This window comes from Nocardia brasiliensis NBRC 14402 (assembly GCF_000308475.2).
Classification (GTDB): domain Bacteria; phylum Actinomycetota; class Actinomycetes; order Mycobacteriales; family Mycobacteriaceae; genus Nocardia; species Nocardia brasiliensis.
Genome location: NZ_BAFT02000063.1, coordinates 36,510 through 56,353, shown reverse-complemented (window position 1 = coordinate 56,353; position 19,844 = coordinate 36,510). Strand labels below are relative to the sequence as shown.

The following is a 19,844-nucleotide window of genomic DNA, read 5'->3' as shown; positions in this document are numbered from 1 at the left end:
TTCGGCAGGATCGGGGATGGCGCGCATAATCGTCGGCGGGGGGGATACAGTGGGGCCGTGAGCGAGCGGGAAGCTGTTTCCGGGGCGAGTCCGGGCAAGATTCTTGACGAACGGTTTCGGGCGGCGGTCGCCGCATTGCCCCCGGGGGTGCGCCGCGCGGCGGGCCTCGAGGTCGCGCCGGGCATCAGCGGGGTGACCCTGCTGGAGCTGTTCGAGTCCCAGGCGACGAGCAGGCAGCTGGACCTGGCCGCACGGCAATTGGGGGCGAGTAAGCGGGGGTATTACAGCATCGGCTCGTCGGGGCACGAGGGCAACGCGGCGCTCGGATCGGTGCTGCGCGTGGACGATCCGGCGCTGCTGCACTATCGGTCGGGCGGGTTCTTCGTCCAGCGCGCCCGGCGCGTGCCCGGTCTCGACCCGATCCGGGACGTGCTGCTCGGCATCGTCGCGGCGGCCGCCGACCCGATTTCCGGAGGTCGGCACAAGGTTTTCGGCAGCAAGGCCGCGAGCATCATACCGCAGACCTCCACCATCGCCTCACATCTGCCGCGCGCGGTAGGACTCGCGTTCGCCATCGATCGTTCGGCGCGGCTGGGCATTTCGAGCGAATGGCCGTCGGATGCGGTGGTGCTGTGCAGTTTCGGGGACGCCTCGGCCAATCACTCCACCGCGACCGGCGCGATCAATTCGGCGATCCACACCGCGCGGCAAGGGGTTGCGCTGCCGCTGCTGTTCCTGTGCGAGGACAACGGCATCGGCATCAGCGTGCCCACTCCCCCGGACTGGATCCTGCAGGCGTACGGATCACGGCCCGGCCTGGCGTATTTCGATGCCGACGGCTGCGATGCCGTCGACGCGCTGACCACCGCGAGCGCCGCCGCCGACTGGGTCCGCGAGCACCGCAGGCCCGCGTTCCTGCGGCTGCGCACCGTGCGCCTGATGGGTCACGCCGGCTCCGACGTCGAAGCCGCCTACCGCAAACCCGCCGACATCACCGCCGACCTGCTGCGGGATCCGCTCGTGGCCACCGCCCGCCTCCTCGTCGCCGCGGGCGTCGCCACCCCCACCGAGCTTCTCGACCGCTACGACGCCATCGCCCACCGCGTCGCCACCACCGCCGAAGAGGTCTGGCGCGAACCCAAACTGGACTCCGCACCCGCCGTCATCGCTCCGCTCGCCCCCACCCGCCCCGACCGCATCCGCGCCGACGCCCTCCGCCCCACCGCGGTCACTCCGAGCACGAAAGCTATTGTGGGCGGCGAAGAATCGGTGACGCTCGGACTCGCGGTCAATCGCACGCTGGCGCGGTTGCTGGCGCGGGACCGGGATGTGCTGGTGTTCGGCGAGGACGTCGGGCGCAAGGGTGGCGTGTACGGGGCGACCAAGGGGTTGCAGAAGCAGTTCGGGCGGCGCCGGGTCTTCGACACGTTGCTCGACGAGCAGAGCGTCCTCGGCACCGCGCTCGGTGCCGCACTGGCCGGATTCGTGCCGATTCCGGAGATCCAGTATCTGGCGTACGTGCACAACGCGGCCGATCAGTTGCGCGGCGAAGCGGCCACCCTGTCGTTCTTTTCCGCTGGGCAGTACCACAATCCGATGGTGGTGCGGATCGCGGGCTACGCCTACCAGAAGGGTTTCGGCGGGCACTTCCACAACGACAACTCGATCGCCGCACTGCGCGATATCCCCGGCGTCGTCGTCGCGTCCCCGTCCCGCGCCGACGACGCCGCCGCCCTGCTGCGCACCTGTGTGTCGGCGGCCCGCGTCGACGGCCGCGTGTGCGTCTACCTCGAGCCGATCGCCCTGTACCACACCCGCGATCTGTACGAGGCGGGCGACAACGGTTGGCTCGCACCGGTTTCCGACACCGAGCACGTCGATATCGGCCGCGCCCGGGTGTACGGCGACGGCACCGATCTCACAATCGTCAGCTTCGCCAACGGCGTCCCGATGAGCTTGCGCGTGGCCCGTCGCCTCGCCGCGCGCGGCATCCACGCCCGCGTCCTGGACCTGCGCTGGCTCTCCCCCCTCCCCGTCGACGACCTCCTCCACCATGCCCGCGCCACCGGCCGCGTCCTCATCGCCGACGAAACCCGCCGCAGCGGCGGCGTTTCCGAATCCGTCTACGCCGCCCTCCTAGACGCCTCCTTCGACGGCCGCCTGGCCCGAGTAACCAGCGAAGACACCTTCATCCCCCTGGGCCCCGCCGCCGACACCGTCCTACTCGACGAAACCAAAATCGAAACCGCCGCAGGCAAACTCCTCGCGGAGTGAGCACGGCATCCGCGGCGCTTGCCGAGCGCTGGGGTGCGTCTCACACGTGCACGGGGAAGGTGGCCAGGTCGTTTTGGGTGAGGACGGGGAGGTTGCGGATTTCTGCCGGGGGGACGGCGAGGCGCAGGTTCGGGAAGCGGGCGAAGAGGGCGGGGAGGGCGACGCCTGCTTCGAGGCGGGACAGGGCGGCGCCGGGGCAGATGTGCGGGCCGTGCCCGAAAGTCATGTGGCGGTGCGCGGTTGGTCGGGTGAGGTCGAAATCGTCGGAGTCCACGCCGTGTACGGCGGTGTCGCGGCCGATGGCGCGGTAGGACATGACGACTCCGTCGCCCTTTTCGATCACCGTGTCGCCGACAGTGATGTCTTCGGTGGCGAAACGCATCAGCAGGTGGGTGACGGGGCTGTCCCAGCGCAGCGTTTCCTCCACGGCCGCTTTCCATTCGAAGTCGCCGCCGCGGACCTTGGCGAGCTGTTCGGGCCGGGCCAGCAGGGCGCGCACGGCGTTGAGAATGAGGCCGACGGTGGTTTCGTGTCCGGCCGCAACGAGAGCCTTGAGGTTGCCCACGACTTCTTCTTCGGTGAGCGGCTCGCCGCCGTCGTCGGCGAAGATCAGCGCGGTGGTGAGGTCGTCGGTGGGGTCGGCGGTCTTCTTGCGCACCAGATCGGTGTAGTAGGAGTCCATTTCGTCGATCACCCGTAGTCGCTCGTCCTGCGGGGTGAGCAGCGAGAAGAACGCCTTGTACCAGTCCAGCAGCATGGGATGGTCGGCGCGGTCTACGCCCATCAGCTCGCTGACGACGCGCATCGGCAGCGGGTAGGCGAACACCTGCTTGAGGTCGACGACCGCACCGCCGGCGCCCGCGGCCTCGAGATCGTCGAGCAGTTCGGCGGTCAGCCGCTCGACCACCGGCCGGATGTCTTCGAGCCGCCGCGGCGAGAGCGCCTGGGTGGTCTTGATCCGCAACCGTCGATGCTCGGCGCCGTCCACGGTGAACATGGAACGCCCGGCGTCGATCATCCCGATCAGCGGCCACTGCCGGGTCACCACCCCGGAGTTCCACAGCGACCAGCCGTTGATGTCCTTGATCAGCCGCGGATCGACGAGCAGTTGCCGGGCGACGGCGTGTTCGGTGACGGTCCAGGCGGGCACGCCGAGCAGTTCGATCCGGGTGATCGGGCCCGCGGCCCGCAGGTGTGCGGTCTCGCCGTCCAGGTCACCGACCATGGGATCGATGGCGAATGGGCATGTTTCCGTCACGGGGTACCTCCAACTGCACGAACTGGTGTGAATCGAACCGGCAAGGACGTCATGCCGCGCAGGAAGGCCGACGGCCGCCGGACCAGGTTCTGCGCGGGCACCATGAGATCGATGTCGGGCAGCCGGTCGAGCAGCACCTCGATGCTGGTCCGCGCGATGATCTCGGCCAGTTGCTGGGCGGGGAACGGGCAGCGGTATTCGCCGTAGCTGAACGCGAAGTGCGCGCTGTTTCCCGCGTGTGCCGTCGCCGCACCGTCGGCGAGGTGCTGGCGCACGTGCGGGTCGGCATTGGCCGCGGCGAGCCCGAGCAGCAGCATGTCGCCGGAACGAATCACCTTGTCCGCCAACCGGGTATCGCGTGCGGCCCAGCGCCCGGCGAGGATCTGCGTCGGGGTGTCCTCCCAGAGCACCTCGTTCATCGCCTCACCGATGCTGCGGCGGCCACCGCCCAGCGCGGCGGCGAACCGGTCGTCGGTGAGCATCAGGCGCACCGAGTTGCCGATCCAGTCGGCGGTCGGCAGGTGGCCCGCGGCGGTGACGGCCATGAGGTCCTGCACGTATTCCTCGTCGGTGAACTGCCCGGGGTGCGCGAGCATGCGCGACACCAGATCGTTTCCGGGCCTGGCCTTTTTGGCCGCGAGCACCTGCATCATCTGCTCGTAGTAGCGGCCGTACGCGGCCTGCGCGTCGGCGCCGCCGTCGGCGAGCGCCTTCATGCTCCACGCGAGCCGCGGCCCGTCCTCGTCCGGGAAACCGAGTGCCCAGGCCAGCGCGAGCACGGGCATCAGGACCGCGAACTCGGCGACCAGGTCGGCTTCGCCGCGCCCGCAGAAGCCGTCGATCAGCCGGTCCGCCAATTCCTCACAGGTGCGGCGCAATTCGAACGGGTCGACCGAATCCAGCGCGGGCTCGACCATCGCCAGATGCCTGCGGTGTTCGGCGCCCGCGGTGAAATAGATCGACGGCCGCGGCTGGCCGACCATCGGCAGCAGCGGCCAGTCCTCCGGAATGTTCGGCCATTGGTTCCACAGGCTGACGTCGCGCGGGAACAGCTCCGGATCGCTGGTCACCTGATGCAGTTCGCGGTAGCCGATGACCAGCCACGCGGGCACGTCGCCGGGCAACTCGACGGCGACGACCGGCCCGTGTTCGCGGCGCATCTCGCGGTACAGATGCTGCGGATCGGTGTGGAAGCGCGGACCGCTGAGCGGGACGGCGGACTGGGGCTGCACGGGGCAGCCGCCGAAACCGGCGGACGCGGCGCTCGGACTGGTCATGAGGCGGTCTCCGCTCGCGGTGCGTCGGCGTAGATGTGCTCGACCAGGGTGATCAGCACCTGTTTGCTGGATTCGCGGGAGCGCGCGTCGCATTCGACCAGCGGCACGTGCGGGTCGAGATCCAGCGCGTCACGCACCTCGTCGGGGCGCGAGGACCCGCCGAAGTTGTTGCACGCCACGATGAATCGGGTCCGCTGCGCTTCCAGCCGATCGATGGCGTACCAGGAGTCGGCGATGCGGCGCTGATCGACGAGCACGATCGCGCCGAGCGCCCCGGTGAACAGCCGGTCCCACAGGAACCAGAACCGTTCCTGTCCGGGCGCGCCGAACAGATACAGCACGTTCTCGGTGTCGATGGTGATCCGGCCGAAATCGAAGGCAACGGTGGTGGTCGACTTGCCGGGCGCGCCGCTCGGATCGTCGATCCCGACGCCGGCGTTGGTCATCGTCGCCTCGGTGTCGAGCGGGCGGATCTCGCTGACCGCGCGGACCATGGTGGTCTTGCCGACGCCGAAGCCGCCGACGATGACGATCTTGAGTCCCTGGCGGGTCGCGCTGTGCAACGGTGCGTCGGCGCGGGCGGGTCGGGGGTCAGAGATTGCGGAGTCCAACGAGCACCTTCTCGAGGGTGGTGGAGTCTGGTACGGCATTCCACGGCGCGTCCGGCAAACCGGGGCCGATGCTCGGATGCCGGACGGTGATCTTGCCCGCGTAGAGCAGGTCAGAAAGCAGAATGGTCGCGATGCCGACCGGCAGCCGCAGTTCCGCGGCGATCTCGACGACCGCGGTCGGGGCCCGGCACATGTCGAGGATGGCCACGTGCTCGGACTGCATGCCCGGCGTCGGATCGCATTCGCTGACCACGAGCGTCACCAGGTCGAAACTGTCGGAGTCGGGTTTACTGCGTCCCCCGGTGAGCGTGTAGAGCCGGTCGGGGTCGTCGTCGCGGCCGGGCCTGTTCACGACACGCTCGCCCCTGTATTTGCCCACCCCGGATCGGCTTCGCCGCCCTGCCGTCCCCCTGGATTGCGCGGCGCCGACGCGAGGTGGTGACCCAGTTGCTCGACCAGTTCGCGCATGTTGTGCCCGACCAGGCCCGCGTCGGCGTCCTCGGCGGCGACGACCGCGATGTGCGCGGCCAGTCCCGCCTCGACGATGAACAGGATGCCGCCGTAGAACTCGGTCATCGACTGCCGCACGCCCCCGCGGCCGTCACCGAATTCGACCGACGCGCCGTGCGAAAGGCTTTGGATGCCCGCGGCGATAGCGGCGAGCTGATCGGCTTTGTCCATCCCGAGTTCCGGGGTGTGGCAGATCTTGAGTCCGTCGCCGGACAGCAGCAGCGCGTGCCTGGTGCGCGGGGTGCGAGCGAGCAGCTGCTCCAACAGCCAGCTGAGTTGGGACGGCACAGACGTGGTCATCGATCGTTCTCCACGGCAACGGTAGGGGACGGGGAAGGTGTTGCGGCGGCGGCGCTTTCGCCGTCACGCCCGGCGATCGCGCGCTGGAAGGCGCCGAACGCGGCCGGGCTGGCCGCGGGCGCGGGCGCCGCCGCGGGTGCGCCGGGCTCGGGTAGCGAGAGCCCGGCCGGATGCACCGCGGCCAGGGTGCTGCCGCGTCGCCGCTTCGGCAGGCCCATGCTGGTTACCTCGGCGGTCGGCGCGGGAGCGGTCGCGACGGCGGCCGGTTCGCGCTCAATGGCCGTCTCCGCGAGCGCCACCGCCTGCGGGCCGGTTCGCGGCGCCGGCGGCGGCACCGCCGGCAGCGACGGATTGGTGGCGGGCGCCGACGGCTGCGAACGGTCCACGCGCGCAGTGAGATCCCGCGGCACCACCACGACCACCGCCGTGCCGCCGATCGCGGAGGGCCGGTAGGACACGGTGAGCCCGTGCTTGCGCGCGAGATGGCCCACCACCGCCAGACCGAGCCTGGTGCCGCTGAGCGAGGACAGGTCCGCCGAACGTTGGCCGCGCCCGTCAGGCCCGGTGACCGACACGGTCTGTTCGGCGCGCCGCAGGGCCGATTCGCTCATCACCAGGCCACTGTCCTCGATAGTGAGCACCACGCCCGCGGGCACTTCGGCGGCGTATACGTGCACCTCGGTGGTCGGCGGCGAGAAGTTGCACGCGTTGTCGAGCAGCTCGGCCAGGGTGTGCATGATGCCCTCGGCGGCGTGACCGGCGATGGCGATCTCGGCGATGGCGCGCAGCCGCACCCGCTGATAACCCGCGACCCGGCCCATGGCGCCACGCAGAATCGATTCCATCGCAATGGGTTTGGCCCAGCGCCGGCCGGACCGCGCGCCGCTGAGCACGGCGATGCTGTCGGCGAGGCGCCCGGCCTGGGCGGTGCGGTGGTCGAGTTCGAGCAGGTCGGCGAGGACCTTCGGGTCGGCGTGCCGGTGTTCCATCTCGCGCAGTTCGGCGAGCATGCTGGTGGTCATCGCCTGCATCCGGCCCGCGGCGCCGGCGAACGCGGCCATGGCGGCGGAGCGGCGGTTCTCGTTGTTCTTCGACTCCCAGGCATGCGCCTCGGCCGCGTTCTCGGCGGCCTGAACCCGCGCGGTCGCCGCCGCGGTGACCGCGGCCGCCTCGCTGGTCGCCCGCCGGGCCACGCTCCGATAGTGCGCCGCCGCGGTGCACGCGGCGCACAGCAGGAGGGCGGCCACAACCGCACCGATGGCCAGCGGGACGCGAAAGTCGCTCGGCGCGTAGTACACCGCAACCACCACCGCGACCGACGTGACGACGGCGCTGCCGAACATGGCCGGCAGCGGCATACGCTGACGTCGAACGACAGGCTCCCGATGCTCGCCTTCCGGCGCGTTCAATGACTGTGACAAGTTCCGTACTTCCGCACTCACGTTCACCAAAAAGGCATGTCGCTGAACGCCCGACCCCCTGCTGCCAGTTCGGGCTGAACCAAATGTACAGATTGCCAAGCACTTCCGCATCTCGACCGTAGTCACCCGGCACATGGCGCAAGCGGTGGCGCACGATAGTTGTATTCTATTGCGCTACTTTATTTTTCAATCAGGCACCGGCGATCGCACGAACGTTGTTGTTCGCCGGGCGATCTCGTCGCGCACCGTACTTTTGTGCGCACGACGGCCGCGCACCCGGCCGCTCGAGTCCGCTGCACAAAGCCGCACCGGCGCCGTGTGCGTCCGCCCCGCGCTCGACGGCGCGATGACTCGATGCCCGGATTCCGCCGATTCCGGATTAGACCGGGGAATACTGGAAAGACAGTGCCAGTGACGCCTGACCAGCAGCGGAGGAGCGCGGCGATGACGATGTCCATGCTCGGCGAGGTTCGACCGGAGCACGATCGCACCGGCGACGGCGATCTGGTGCTCCTGCACTATCTGCGTTCATTCCACCGGCCGGTGCTGGAGGTGTGGACGGCGGCGACCGAGCGGGCGCACCTGGCGCAGTGGCTCGGCGCGGTGACGGGCGAGGCGGACACCGTGACGATCGAACCGCTGGACGGGCCGGTGGCCGGGCCGATCACCGTCCGGATCGAACACTGCCAGGCCCCGCACGAACTGGCCGTGCGGATCGACGACTGTCTGGTGGAGGTGCGCATGACCCAGGTCGGCGTGGTCACCAATGTCGAACTGATCCGCCGCCACGTCTGCCAGCGCGACGCCGCCGCGATCGGCCCGCGCTGGCAGTATTTACTCGATCGGCTGACCGCCCACCTGAACCAGCAGCCGCTGCCGCGCTGGGACGGCTACCCGAATCTGGCCGACGAATACCGTTGAACGCCTCAGAAAAAGAATCCGGCGATCCCCCAGCCGGGCCGGGCCTGCGCCTCGCGGATCCACTCCATGCACGATTCGATGGCGGCGAGCACCTCGTGATCGACGGACTCGCGCGACTCCGGCGTGGTCGACTCCCACTGCACCAACGCTTCGGCGCATTGCTCCGGCGTCCACTCGCCGTAGCCGGGTAGCTCGTCCGGCTGCGGCAGTGCGGGCGGAAAGGCATGGTAGAGAAAGCCGGTCAGGCTGATCGCCTTGATGCCGAGCTCGGCCAGGCCCTCGTCCACCTGTTCCAGCCAGCTGCCGCGGAACGGCGAAAAGTAGCGGTTGTCGAGGAACCTGCCGTAGAACTGGCAGATCGTTTGGTAGGCATAGGCGTATTGGAATCCGTAGGCGGGATCGAACGGGCCGCCGTCGATCACGGCGCGCACCGCGTCGTACCGGGCCGGCGCACCGTTCGCGATCTCCTCGGCGAACCAGTCGTCGGCGTGCGCGAGCTGGGCTTTGAAGCGACCTCCGATCATGCGCCGGAGCTTGTCGTCCCGCGACGCGATGGCGCCCCTGACCCTGTCCAGTTCGACGACGTAAACGCTCAGGCTGTAACTCATGAGCGAACATTAGCGGTGCCCACCGACACCGAACGTGCCTCCGGCCGAAGGCGTTCGGCCTACGCGGGCACCCCGGACGGATTCGGCACGAGTTCGCGCAGGTGGGATGTCAGCAGCGCGTCGACCTCCGCGGTACGTTCCAATTGGACCAGGTGTCCCGCGTCCGCGATCTTGGTCACCGCGCGCAGCTGCGGGACATGGCGGCGCAGCGTGGCCAGCGGATCGCGGCCGCTGAAACCCTCCATATCCGGGTCGCGGTCGCCGTACATGAAGTAGGCGGGCACGGCGACCGACGCGTCGGCGTAGTCGGCGCTCAGCTCCCAGTTGCGGTCGAGGACGCGGTACCAGTTGAGTCCGCCGGTGAACCCGGTGCGTTCGAAATCCTGCGCCAGGATGTCGAATTCGTCCTGCGTGAGCCAGCGCCAGGGCAGCGGCGGCGCCTCGGGCAGCACGTCCAGGTAGCCGGTGCCCTCGGCCGGGAACTGCCAGGTGTCGAGGTAGTGATAGTCGGCGCTGAGCGAGAAGTACACCCTGGCCAGGAATTCCCTTGGCCGAGCGCCCAATTCCGCGTCGGCCACGCCGGGTTCCTGAAAGTAGTGCAGGTGCAGGAAGTGTCGCGCGGCGGCCTTCGCCCACAGCTGCGACGGCGCGCGCGGCGGCCGCGGCGCGAACGGATTGTTCAGCACGATCACGCCGCGCACCCGCTCCGGCGCGCGCAACGCCAGCTCCCACACCAGCGCCGCCCCGAAGTCCAGGCCGACGAAGACCGCCTGCTCGGCGTCGATGTCGTCGAGCAGGCCGAGCAGGTCGCCGATCACCGCCTCGTTCGCATAGGCCGTCACGTCGGCGGGCCGGTCGGTCTGCCCGTAGCCGCGCAGATCCGGCGCGATGGCCCGATATCCCGCGCCGGCCACGGCTGCCAACTGACGCCGCCAGATGAACCAGGTGTGCGGAAAGCCGTGGCAGAAGATCACCGGATACCCCGCGCCCTGCTCGGCGACGTGCATCCGGACGCCGTTGGTCGTCACGAACCGATGCGTCAACTCCACTGCCGGACCTCCAAAATCTAGAACGTGTTCTTATTTCACGGTAATGTCCCTGTCTCATGAACGGAATAGCCAAACCGCTCGACGGCCGGATCGCGGTGGTGACCGGGGCGAGCCGCGGCATCGGCAAAGGCATCGCGGTCGAGCTCGGCGCCGCGGGCGCGACCGTGTACGTGACCGGACGATCGGACACGCCGGGCCGGCTGCCGGGCACGGTGGGCGAGACCGCCGCCGCGGTCGACGCGGCCGGCGGCGTCGGCGTCCCGTTCGTCTGCGACCACCGCGACGACGACGCGGTCCACGGGCTGTTCGAGCAGATCCGCACCGCCCACGGCCGGCTCGATGTGCTGGTGAACAACGTCTACAACTCCCCCGCCGCGGCGCGCTGGCTCGGCAAACCGTTCTGGGAGGTGCCGCCGAAGGCGTGGGACGAGACGTTCGATATCGGCGTCCGATCGCACTATGTGGCAAGCGTTTACGCGGCCCCGCTGCTGATCGCGGCAGGCGGACTGATCGTCAACATCTCCTCGCCCGGTGCCGAAAGGTACATGCACAACGCGGTTTACGGCGTCGCGAAGGCCGCGCTCGACCGGCTGACCGCCGATCTGGCGCACAACCTGGCCGATACCGGCGTCACCGCGGTCTCGCTGTGGCCGGGCATCGTGGACACCGAACTGCTGCAAATGGTTCCGGCCGATGCCGAGGGACGCCGAGTGGTCACGCTGCCCGGCGAAGGCACCTTCGATCTCGCCGCGGCCGAAACCCCGCGTTTCCCCGGCCGCGCGGTGGTCGCCCTGGCCGTCGATGCCGAGCGCCGCACGCGCACCGGTTCCGCTTGGCGGGTAGCCGATCTCGCGAAAGTTTACGGTTTCACCGACGTCGACGGCCGGGTGCCGCGCACGGACTGATCCGTCAGGTGACACCGAGGAAGCGTTGCACCGCCCGCGATTCGGGCTTCGTATGCCAGGCGAGATAGACGTGCGACGGTGGCGCGTCGGCCACATCCACGTACACGACTCCGGGATGCGGGGCACGGGTGCGGGCCAGCGCGGGCACCCCGCCGATCCCGCGGTCCGCCGCGACGAGTTCGATCCATTCGTCGAAATTCCGGCAGGTGATGATCGGCCGCTCCGGGTCGCTGTCCTCCCACGAATCGGCATGTGTCGTACCGGACACCACGTTCACCACCAGCGGATAGTCCGCGAGATCGGCCCAGCGCAACTCGGTCGCCGACGCCAGGGGCGAATGCGCGGCGACCGCGAGCATGCGGCGTTCCGTCGCGATCACCCGGGACGCGAGATGGTTCGGCAGTTCGGTTTCCCTGCGGTAGATGGCGATATCGATGGACCGGGCGTCGAGCGCGGCCAGCGGATCGTCGATGCGGCGCAACGTGATCCGGCCGCCGAGCGCCTCGTAGCGGCGGCGCGTCGCCGCCAGCCAGTGCGTGGGCAGCAGCCAGGCGAAACCGATCTCGACGGCGGTGCGCGAGCGTAATTGCGCGGCAACGGTATCGACGTCGGCGAGGATGCGCCTGCTGTGCGTCAGCAGTTCGGCGCCCTCCTCGGTCAGCTCGAAGCGCCGCGAGCTGCGCTCGATCAACCGGCATTCGACGAGCCGTTCCAGCTGCTGGATGGTTCTGGTCAGCGCCGGTTGGCTCAGATGCAGCCGGGCCGCCGTCCGCGTGTAGTTCCCCTCCTCGCACAGCGCGACGTACGCCCGTAGATGCCGCAGCTCCAGCGGCGAACTGCCGAGGTCACCGGCCGCACGCGCAGGCTGCGGACCCGCCACCGGCGACGCGTCGTCCCTATCCATGCATCCAGCGTATACATGGTGCACAGAAAGCATTTCACAGGCGCCGGCACGGACCGTACGGTCGCATGGTGACCGCAGTAATCGCACCCGCACCGCGCCACAGCCTCGTCCCCGCGTTCGCGGCCGCCGCCGGACTGGCGGCTGCGATGGGAGTCGGCCGGTTCGTCTACACGCCCCTGCTCCCGATCATGGTGGACGCGCACCGGATCGACGCGCACGACGGCGCCGTCATCGCGACCGCCAACTACGCGGGCTATCTGCTCGGCGCTTTGCTGCTCACCCGCTGGCCGGAGCTGAACAGCCGCACCACCTTTCGCGTCTCCGCGACGCTGCTGATCGCGAGCGAACTGCTGATGGCGGTGCCCGCGCCGACGCTCTTTCCCGCGACATTACGCCTGATCGCGGGCGTCACCAGCGCCGTCATCTTCGTCGCGTGCGCGGGCGTGGCGGCGCGACCGGGCAGCGCCAGGGCGGCGGCCGGGATCACCTTCGGCGGTGTCGGCTTCGGGATCGCGCTCACCGGCGTGCTGGTGCTGGCGGTGCGGCCGTTTCTCGGCTGGCAGGCGATGTGGCTGGTCTCGGCGGCGCTCACCGCGCTGTTGCTGCTGCCCGCTCTGCGACTCGACATCCGGCCCGGCCATCGGGCGGGCAAGGCCGTCATCCGAGCGGTCGGCGCGTGGCGTGCGCTACTGGTTTCCTACTTCCTGGAGGGTCTCGGCTACATCGTGATCGGGACGTTCCTGGTCGCGGCGGTCAGCAGCGAACGGGGGCAGGTGGTCGGCTCCGCGATCTGGGTGGTGGTCGGCGCGGCCGCCGTCCCCGCGACCGTGCTCTGGGGCGTGGCGGGGCGACGCTGGTCCCCCGCCATGGCTATGCCGATCGCGTTGCTCGCACAATGCTTTTCGGCGGTGCTACCGGCATGGACGAGCGCGGTGTGGGCCGCGGTGCTCGCGGCGGCGCTGTTCGGGGCGACGTTCCTCGGCATCGTGATGCTGGCCATGCGGATCGGCAGCGAACTGTCCGACAGCGGCGCGGCGGCTCCGCTCACGGCCGTCTACGGCGCGGGGCAGATGCTCGGTCCGCTGGTGGTGGCGCCGGTGATCGGCGACAGCTATCCGGCCGCGTTCGTCATCGCCGCCCTCGTACTGGCGGCTGCGACGATCGCGGCCGGTGTAGTGACTCGCCTGATCAGGCGAACTTGATCTCCAGACCGATGCCGATGATGGCGATGAACCAGACCACGCCGGTGAAGATGGTGATGCGGTCGAGGTTCTTCTCGACGACGGTCGAGCCGGACAGGCTCGACTGCACACCGCCACCGAAAAGGCTGGACAGACCTCCACCCTTGGCGCGGTGCAACAGCACCAGCAGCACCAGCAGCACGCTGGCGACGATCAGGAGGATATCCAGGAACATCCGCATGACCGACAGTGTATGCGGTCGGCCGGATCCCACCGAATCAGGCACTCGGCAACGCTCCCCAGCGCCGCGTGCTCACCGGGCGGGCATCACCGCGACCAAGTGGGTGACCCGATCGTCACCGACGGTGTATTTCGAGGCCGCCTGCTCGCGGATCTGATCCTGGGCGGTGAGCCGGACCTGATGCTGATGCATGTGTTCGGCCCACGAACGGACGACGAAAGCCTCCACATAGCGGTCGAGCACGCCGACATCGCGATACAGCCGCCACTCCATCGCGCCGGTGCGCTGCCGGGACCGGCCCACGAACGCCATCGCGGTCATGAACTCCGCCACGTTCTCCGCGGGGACGTCGTAGGTGCGCAACACCATGACCGGACCGTCGGCCGGGTCGGGTTCCACCACCAGTTGCGGTTCCGGCCAGAACGCGGACGGCGTCTGGTCCAGGTTCTCCGCGTTGTGACTGATCGGCAGCCACACCGTGCTCACCGCGCACACCGCGAGCAGCGCCGCCGCGCTCAGCAGGGCGAACACCGGTCCCATCGCACCGGCGATCAAACCCCAGACCAGCGAACCCAGCGCCTGACCGCCCATGAACACCAGCAGATAGACAGACAGGCCGCGCGCCCGCACCCACGCGGGCAGCAGCAACTGCATCGTCGAATTCATCGTCGACATCGCGAGCAGCCAGGCGAAGCCGGCGAACACCAGCAGGATCAACACCACCGGCACCACGTGCAGCACGGCGGTGGCCGCGGTCGCGACACCGAACAGCACGGCCGCGGTGGTCAGCCGTTGCGTGGGCGTCAGCAGGGCACGCAACCGGGACAGGCCGACGGCGCCGAGGACCGCACCCACTCCGAGCGCGGCCAGCATCAGGCCGTAGCCCGACGAGGTGAGCCCGAGTTCGTCGCGCGCGATCACCGGCAGCAGCGCCCACAGCGCGCTGGCCGGGGCAATGAACAGGATCGAACGCAGCAGCACCCGGCGGATCGCGGGCGCGGCCCGGATGAACCGGGTGCCCGCCTGCAACGCCGCGAGCGGGCGCTCCGACGGCAGGCCGCGATCGGCGCGCGGCCTGCGCCACACGGTCAGCACGGCCACGATGCCCGCGAACGACACCGCGTTCAACGCGAACACCAGCGTCGGCCCGGACACCGAGACCAGCACCCCCGCCAGCGCCGGGCCCACCGCACGCCCGATGTTGATGTTCATGCTGCCGAGCGCGGCCGCCGATGGAATCTGTTCCCGCGGAACCAGTTCCGGCTGGATCGCCTGCCACGCCGGACCGGTCAGCGCCTGCCCGCAGCCCAGCAGGAACAACAAGGTCAACAGCACCGCCGGGGTGGTGTGCCCGGTTGCCGTGGAGATCGCGAGCACCGTCGCCAGCAGCGCCATCGTCGACTGCGCGCCCACCAGCAGCCTGCGCCGATCCACCAGATCCGCGATCACCCCGGACGGGATGGCCAGCAGCATCACCGGCAGCGTGATCGCGGTCTGTACGAACGAAACCAGCGCGGCCGCGTTCGGCTCGTCGACCAGAATCCACTGTGCGCCGACCGTCTGCATCCAGGTCCCCAAATTGGACACCAACTGCGCGATCCAGAGCGCGCGATACACCTTCGACCGCATCGGCGCCCAGGTAGAGACGGTAGTAGCCACAGTGGTCACTCCCCGGAGCTTAGCGCCCCAGCGCACCGCCCTGCTCGAGCCGCGGTCGGGTCCTATGCGTCGACCGCCGAGACAGCCGCACACGATCCGGACCACAGGTCCGAGCACTCCTCGCGGTGCGCATACGAGTGGACTGCGGTGCACGTCGCAGCAGCTTTAGGCCGACCGTCTCAACCGACCGCGCGGCTCGCCCCTGCCGCGGGTGCGTTGCAGGCGATGGGTCGGCACGCAGCACATCGGCCGAAGACGGTGGCGGGGCCAGCGCCGCTCCGGCGACGCCGGACCCGGACGGCCTGGGTAGGCAGCGTGACCGTCGGGGAGGACGGGTGATCGAGGCCGCAGCTGGGCGGTCAGGTCAGGTCGCGGACAGCTCCTCTCTGTTCGGTTGCGGTGAGGAGGAGGGCGAGGGTCAGGACGGCGGCGCCGGCGAGGGCGGTGGGGGTGAGACGTTCGCCGAGGAGGAGGGCGGCGAGGACGGAACCCGTGAGTGGTTCGAGCAGGGCTAGGACGGCGGCGGTGCCGGAGCCTGCGGCGGGGAGGCCGCGGAAATAGAGGGTGTAGGCGATCGCGGTCGGGACCAGGCCGAGGGTGAGGACCAGGGCGAGACTCGCGACGGAGAGGTGGAAGGTGAGGCCGGTCGTCACCGCCACCGGTGCGAGTAACAGTGCGCCCGCGGTGAAGCCGAGCCCCGTCGTCGTCATCGCGTCGAGGCCCGGGACGGGCCGCGTGTTGATCACGGTGACCGTCGAGAACGCGGTCGCCGCCGCGACGGCGAGGGCCGCTCCGGCGAGCAGACCGGTGGCATCGACGTCATCGGACGGCACACCGATCAGCAGCGCCAAACCCGTCAGTGCGAGGCAGATCGTGCCCGCGCGACGGCGATCCAAGCGGCGGCCGCCGGTGAGTTGCTCGAGCAGCGCGACCACCACCGGCGATGTGCCGATGGTGAGCAAGGTCGCGACACTCACCGACGACGCGGCGACCGCACCGAAATAACATGCCTGGAAGGCCGCGGCCAGCACCGCGACCGCGCCGATCCTGCGCCACGCCTGCGCATTTCGCGGCCAAGGCCGCCGGGTCGCCGCCAGCAGCGCGACGAGCAGCAGACCACCGACGGCAAGTCGGCAGGTGGCGACCGCGACCGGAGACAGACCGGTGGCTCGCCCGAGCAGCGTGCCGAGCAGACCGCCGGTACCCCAGAGCATTCCGGCGCCGACAAGATAGACCAGCCCCGAACGGCCGGCCGTGGACAAAGTTGTGGACATGAAGGTTTGCGCTCCTGCGACAGAAGGATTGGAGGTCGCTGAAGCGAGGTGCACAACGAATACCGCAGCGCTACACGCACCCTGAGGAAGCTCCGCCCTCGAGCCACGCCCACGCATCGCCCGCAACCGCAGGCCGGTCCGCCCGGCCCTGCCGAACGGAACCCACTACGCCGTCAACGCCGCAGCCACGCCGCCTGAGCCCATATCCGCAACGACACAGTCGAAGCCGCACCGCAACCCGCCGCCATTCGCATCTCGCCGAACCCGATGCGAGGCACGAACTACCGAGGCCGAACGGAGTCACGCCTGCCCTGCACAGCCGAACCGATATCGGAACAACAACGAGCACAGCAGAACTCAGTCCCTGTCGACCACCCGGACGCAACAAACTCCGCTACGTGCAGCACAAGCACTGCCGAACGGCGCAATCGTCAACCGCGCACGGCCGGAGCGGATGCGGAGGTACGCAGAACAGGCGCAGCCGGACGTAGTCCGTCCTTAAACGCGCACGGCCGGAGCGGATGCGGAGGTACGCCTACACCTCGCTAGGAGGTGGGCGGCGGGGATATCGGGAAGCATCGATGCACGAGGCCGATCCTAATGCCCGGCACCGTGCGGCGTCGCCCCGGTATTTCCAACAGCTACTGCCACTGCCCGTGCGCATGGGGAGACAGCACGCATCTCGTTCACGACTCGAGACCCCCGAGGTCCGGGTCGGCGGCGATGCGGGCGGCGGTTTCGGGGTCGGGTGGGTAGGGGGTGGCTCGGATGATCCATTCGCGGCGGAGTTCGGGGAGGGTGACCTGGAGTTGGTCGCGGGCCCAGGTGCGGCGGCCGGTCCAGTCCATGCGGTCGGGTCCGTCGGCGAAGCCCATGGTGTGGGCGAGGTAGTCGTTCCAGGCGCCGTACGAGGTGACGAGCGTGAATCGTTCGGGCACAGCCAGTTTCAGCAGCCAGCGGCCGTGCGCCCATTCATGGTCGCCGAGCAGGAGATTCGCGGTGGTCCGGACCGTGGCGGCGCGCAACGCACGGCCTGGCCAGCACCACACCGGCGGGGCTGCGGCGCAATCCATTCCGCGCCTTGTCATCTCGGCCGTCATCGCTTGGAACGCGGTATGCCAGTTCGGCGTGACGAGGTCCCAGCGCGCCCGATAGCTGCCGCCGGCTCGCACGGCCGCAACAACTTCGGGCGCTTGCAGCGTCCACAATCGCATGACCCTAGGACTCGACCGAGTCGGCGTACATCTGCAGCATGTCTTCCAGCAGCGCGAGCACCGCGTCGTCGACTTCGGGTTTCGGATACACCCCCCGGACCACGGCCTGCCCCGAGAACACATGCAGCGCAAGGTAGAACAGCGGCTCACGCACTCGTTTCGGATAGCGGCGCAGCACGCCGGTGTGCTCGACCGCGGCCACGATCTCGTCGTAATAGTTCTCCACGGTCGGCGCGATCCGCGTCCGCAGTTCGGCGTCCGAGCGCGCCGCGAGGTAGATCTCGCGCAGGGCGTGCGTGATTTCGGCCGACTGGGCCGCGCGCAGGAACCGCAGGGCGCTGTCGAGCGGATTCGCTTGCTCTTCCAGATGTTCCATCATCAGGAGGAAGGCGATCCGCTGCCGGTCGACGATCGCTTCGGCGGTCCGCACGATCAGGTCCAGCCTGCCGTCGAACTGACGGAACATCGCGCCGACGGAAAGCCCTGCGCGCCCGCAGATCTCCTGCACGGTGGTGCGCTGGTAGCCGACCTCGCTGATCGCGGCGATGGTCGCGTCGACGAGTTTGGCGACGGTCGCGGCCCGGCGTTCCTGCTGGGTCCTGCGCGGACGCGAGATTTCGGCGCTACCGGTCATGACTGTCCATCCTGCCCGGCGTCCAGAACGCTACCGATCGGCGGGTCAGCGTGACCGTTGACACATCGCTGCACCGCCCTCTACAGTCGACGCGCCAGTTAGGAAACGATTGCTCTCTTTTTTGCCCGAGAGCCGCGTCTCGCAACGTTGCGTTGAGGTCTAGGAGTTCGAATGAAGATGGGCACCGTCGGGCGCACCAAGAAAGTGGTCGCGCACACCTGCCTCGCTCTGACCGCGGGGCTGACCCTCGCGGTGTGCCCGGCGCTGGGCGCCGCCGCGCACGCGGATCCGGTGCCGGTCGCACCCCCGCTCCCCTTCCCCTCCCCCGGCCCCGCCGTACTTGGATCCGGGCTTCTACAACCCGGATCCGGCCAGGGTGGCCGCGGCCCAGCCCGGTGAGCTCCTCGGCGCGCGGCAGGTCAACCTCGCGAACTTCTTCCTGATCCCGCTGAATGTGCGGGCATGGCAGCTGTCGTACCGCAGCACCAACACGCGCGGCGAGGCGATTCCCGCGGTCGCCACCGTGATCGTGCCGCATCGCCCGTCGCCGACACCCGAGCGCAGCCTGGTCTCGTTCCAGTTCGCCGAGGACTCACTGTCGGTGAACTGCGCGCCCTCCTATGCGCTGCAGATGGGCTCGCTGCCCAACCCGACCAATTCGGTGATCGGGCTGGAATTCATCGAGGCCCAGGCCATGCTGCAGCTCGGGCACGCCGTCGTGGTGCCCGATCACCAGGGCCCGAACGCGGCGTACGCGACCGGCCCGCTCGGCGCGCGGATCACCCTGGACGCGATCCGGGCCGCGCAGAACTTCGAGCCCGCCGGGCTGCCCGGCGCGGCGACCCGCACGGCACTGTGGGGCTACTCCGGCGGCGCGATCCCGACCGCGCACGCGGCGGAACTGCAACGCGAGTACGCGCCGGAACTGAACCTGGTCGGCACCGCGGCCGGCGGCGTGATGGCCGATATTCGCGCGGCCATCGACTACAACAACGCCACCTCCACCTTCGGCGGCGCGGTACTCGGTGGATTGTTCGGCGTGGCAAGGGAATACCCGGAGCTCAACCAGTTCGTCGATCGCTACATGAACCCGCTCGGCAAAGCCGTGCGCGTGGTGCACGAAGGGCAGTGCGTCGCACTGCAATTCGCGGGCTTCCCGTTCGTCAACATCAAGGGACTGTTCGACTATCCCGGCGATCCGATGAACGCTCACGAATTGCAGCCCATGCTGCGGGAACTCAGCCTCGGCCACCGCGGCACCCCGATATCGCCGATGTACTTCTATCAAGCGCCGCTCGATGAAGCCATGCCGATCAACGCACTCAACAAGGTCTACGACACCTACTGCGCCGACCCGGACGCCAAGGTGACCTACACCCGCGAGATCCTCAGCGAGCACGGCATCGCCGCCGCCTCGGGCGCGGGTTCGGCCGTGATGTGGTTGCACGATCGGCTCAACGGCGTCCCCGCGCAGCAGGGTTGCACCAACCGGGACGTGCCGTTGCAGATCCTCGATCCCGGCGCGGCGGCCGCCGTCGTCAACGCCCTCGGGCAGACTCTCGCCTCCGCGCTCGGCATGCCGGTCTGACCGGCCGAAACCCCG

The 19,844-nt window shown here is 69.3% G+C and carries 19 protein-coding genes; 5 read left to right on the top strand and 14 right to left on the bottom strand.

Annotated features, from left to right (window positions below):
* The first annotated feature begins 57 nt into the window (after positions 1 to 57).
* Positions 58 to 2,274, top strand: a complete 2,217-nt coding sequence (locus TY25_RS21900) for a thiamine pyrophosphate-dependent enzyme (protein ID WP_042258882.1) — start codon at positions 58 to 60, stop codon at positions 2,272 to 2,274.
* A 40-nt stretch (positions 2,275 to 2,314) separates the two neighbouring features.
* Here the strand turns inward: TY25_RS21900 and TY25_RS21895 are convergent, their stop codons facing one another.
* From TY25_RS21895 to TY25_RS21870, 6 genes are read right to left on the bottom strand one after another with little or no spacing between them, the layout of a single operon-like run.
* Positions 2,315 to 3,532: a cytochrome P450 family protein gene (locus tag TY25_RS21895; protein WP_042258880.1), complete on the bottom strand. Its 1,218-nt coding sequence runs from the start codon at positions 3,530 to 3,532 to the stop codon at positions 2,315 to 2,317.
* The gene (locus tag TY25_RS21890) at positions 3,529 to 4,809 is read right to left on the bottom strand and encodes a cytochrome P450 (RefSeq protein WP_029903218.1); all 1,281 of its coding nucleotides are present in this window, start codon (positions 4,807 to 4,809) and stop codon (positions 3,529 to 3,531) included. Before TY25_RS21890 ends, TY25_RS21895 begins: the two co-directional genes overlap by 4 nt.
* Entirely contained in the window at positions 4,806 to 5,420 is a 615-nt protein-coding gene (locus TY25_RS21885; RefSeq protein ID WP_014986396.1) for a GTP-binding protein, read from the bottom strand. Before TY25_RS21885 ends, TY25_RS21890 begins: the two co-directional genes overlap by 4 nt.
* The gene (locus TY25_RS21880) at positions 5,401 to 5,772 is read right to left on the bottom strand and encodes a DUF742 domain-containing protein (protein ID WP_042258878.1); all 372 of its coding nucleotides are present in this window, start codon (positions 5,770 to 5,772) and stop codon (positions 5,401 to 5,403) included. The genes TY25_RS21885 and TY25_RS21880 overlap by 20 nt, the downstream gene beginning before the upstream one ends.
* Positions 5,769 to 6,230 (bottom strand): roadblock/LC7 domain-containing protein, encoded by a 462-nt coding sequence (locus TY25_RS21875; protein WP_042258877.1) that lies wholly within the window; start codon positions 6,228 to 6,230, stop codon positions 5,769 to 5,771. The genes TY25_RS21880 and TY25_RS21875 overlap by 4 nt, the downstream gene beginning before the upstream one ends.
* On the bottom strand, positions 6,227 to 7,588 hold the full coding sequence (locus TY25_RS21870) for a sensor histidine kinase (protein WP_042258875.1): 1,362 nt from the start codon (positions 7,586 to 7,588) through the stop codon (positions 6,227 to 6,229). Before TY25_RS21870 ends, TY25_RS21875 begins: the two co-directional genes overlap by 4 nt.
* A gap of 507 nt (positions 7,589 to 8,095) precedes the next feature.
* Here TY25_RS21870 and TY25_RS21865 point away from each other — a divergent pair.
* Complete coding sequence (locus TY25_RS21865) at positions 8,096 to 8,572, top strand: SRPBCC family protein (RefSeq protein ID WP_042258874.1); 477 nt, start codon at positions 8,096 to 8,098, stop codon at positions 8,570 to 8,572.
* A 5-nt stretch (positions 8,573 to 8,577) separates the two neighbouring features.
* On the opposite strand, the gene TY25_RS21860 is transcribed toward TY25_RS21865, so the two are convergent.
* The gene (locus tag TY25_RS21860; RefSeq protein WP_014986401.1) at positions 8,578 to 9,180 is read right to left on the bottom strand and encodes a DUF7691 family protein; all 603 of its coding nucleotides are present in this window, start codon (positions 9,178 to 9,180) and stop codon (positions 8,578 to 8,580) included.
* 59 nt (positions 9,181 to 9,239) lie between these two features.
* Positions 9,240 to 10,229: an alpha/beta hydrolase gene (locus TY25_RS21855; RefSeq protein WP_081869006.1), complete on the bottom strand. Its 990-nt coding sequence runs from the start codon at positions 10,227 to 10,229 to the stop codon at positions 9,240 to 9,242.
* Between the two features lie 56 nt (positions 10,230 to 10,285).
* On the opposite strand from TY25_RS21855, the gene TY25_RS21850 reads away from it, so the two are divergent.
* Complete coding sequence (locus TY25_RS21850; protein ID WP_042258873.1) at positions 10,286 to 11,134, top strand: SDR family NAD(P)-dependent oxidoreductase; 849 nt, start codon at positions 10,286 to 10,288, stop codon at positions 11,132 to 11,134.
* A gap of 4 nt (positions 11,135 to 11,138) precedes the next feature.
* On the opposite strand, the gene TY25_RS21845 is transcribed toward TY25_RS21850, so the two are convergent.
* Complete coding sequence (locus tag TY25_RS21845) at positions 11,139 to 12,038, bottom strand: LysR family transcriptional regulator (RefSeq protein WP_052383109.1); 900 nt, start codon at positions 12,036 to 12,038, stop codon at positions 11,139 to 11,141.
* Between the two features lie 68 nt (positions 12,039 to 12,106).
* On the opposite strand from TY25_RS21845, the gene TY25_RS21840 reads away from it, so the two are divergent.
* The gene (locus tag TY25_RS21840) at positions 12,107 to 13,240 is read left to right on the top strand and encodes a YbfB/YjiJ family MFS transporter (RefSeq protein WP_172595811.1); all 1,134 of its coding nucleotides are present in this window, start codon (positions 12,107 to 12,109) and stop codon (positions 13,238 to 13,240) included.
* Here TY25_RS21840 and secG read toward each other — a convergent pair.
* From secG to TY25_RS21815, 5 genes are all read right to left on the bottom strand, one after another.
* Entirely contained in the window at positions 13,227 to 13,460 is a 234-nt protein-coding gene (gene secG / locus TY25_RS21835; RefSeq protein WP_014986406.1) for a preprotein translocase subunit SecG, read from the bottom strand. The genes TY25_RS21840 and secG overlap by 14 nt on opposite strands.
* A gap of 72 nt (positions 13,461 to 13,532) precedes the next feature.
* Positions 13,533 to 15,128 carry an MFS transporter gene (locus tag TY25_RS21830; protein ID WP_370466248.1) on the bottom strand — a complete coding sequence of 532 codons (1,596 nt, stop codon included), beginning with the start codon at positions 15,126 to 15,128 and terminating at the stop codon, positions 13,533 to 13,535.
* Positions 15,129 to 15,478: 350 nt separating this feature from the next.
* On the bottom strand, positions 15,479 to 16,393 hold the full coding sequence (locus tag TY25_RS21825; protein ID WP_042258868.1) for a DMT family transporter: 915 nt from the start codon (positions 16,391 to 16,393) through the stop codon (positions 15,479 to 15,481).
* Positions 16,394 to 17,079: 686 nt separating this feature from the next.
* Positions 17,080 to 17,607: a hypothetical protein gene (locus tag TY25_RS21820; RefSeq protein ID WP_042258867.1), complete on the bottom strand. Its 528-nt coding sequence runs from the start codon at positions 17,605 to 17,607 to the stop codon at positions 17,080 to 17,082.
* 4 nt (positions 17,608 to 17,611) lie between these two features.
* The gene (locus TY25_RS21815) at positions 17,612 to 18,241 is read right to left on the bottom strand and encodes a TetR/AcrR family transcriptional regulator (protein WP_042258866.1); all 630 of its coding nucleotides are present in this window, start codon (positions 18,239 to 18,241) and stop codon (positions 17,612 to 17,614) included.
* Positions 18,242 to 18,581: 340 nt separating this feature from the next.
* Between TY25_RS21815 and TY25_RS21810 the strand changes: the two genes are divergently transcribed.
* Positions 18,582 to 19,829: a lipase family protein gene (locus tag TY25_RS21810; protein WP_236639138.1), complete on the top strand. Its 1,248-nt coding sequence runs from the start codon at positions 18,582 to 18,584 to the stop codon at positions 19,827 to 19,829.
* Positions 19,830 to 19,844: the final 15 nt, after the last annotated feature.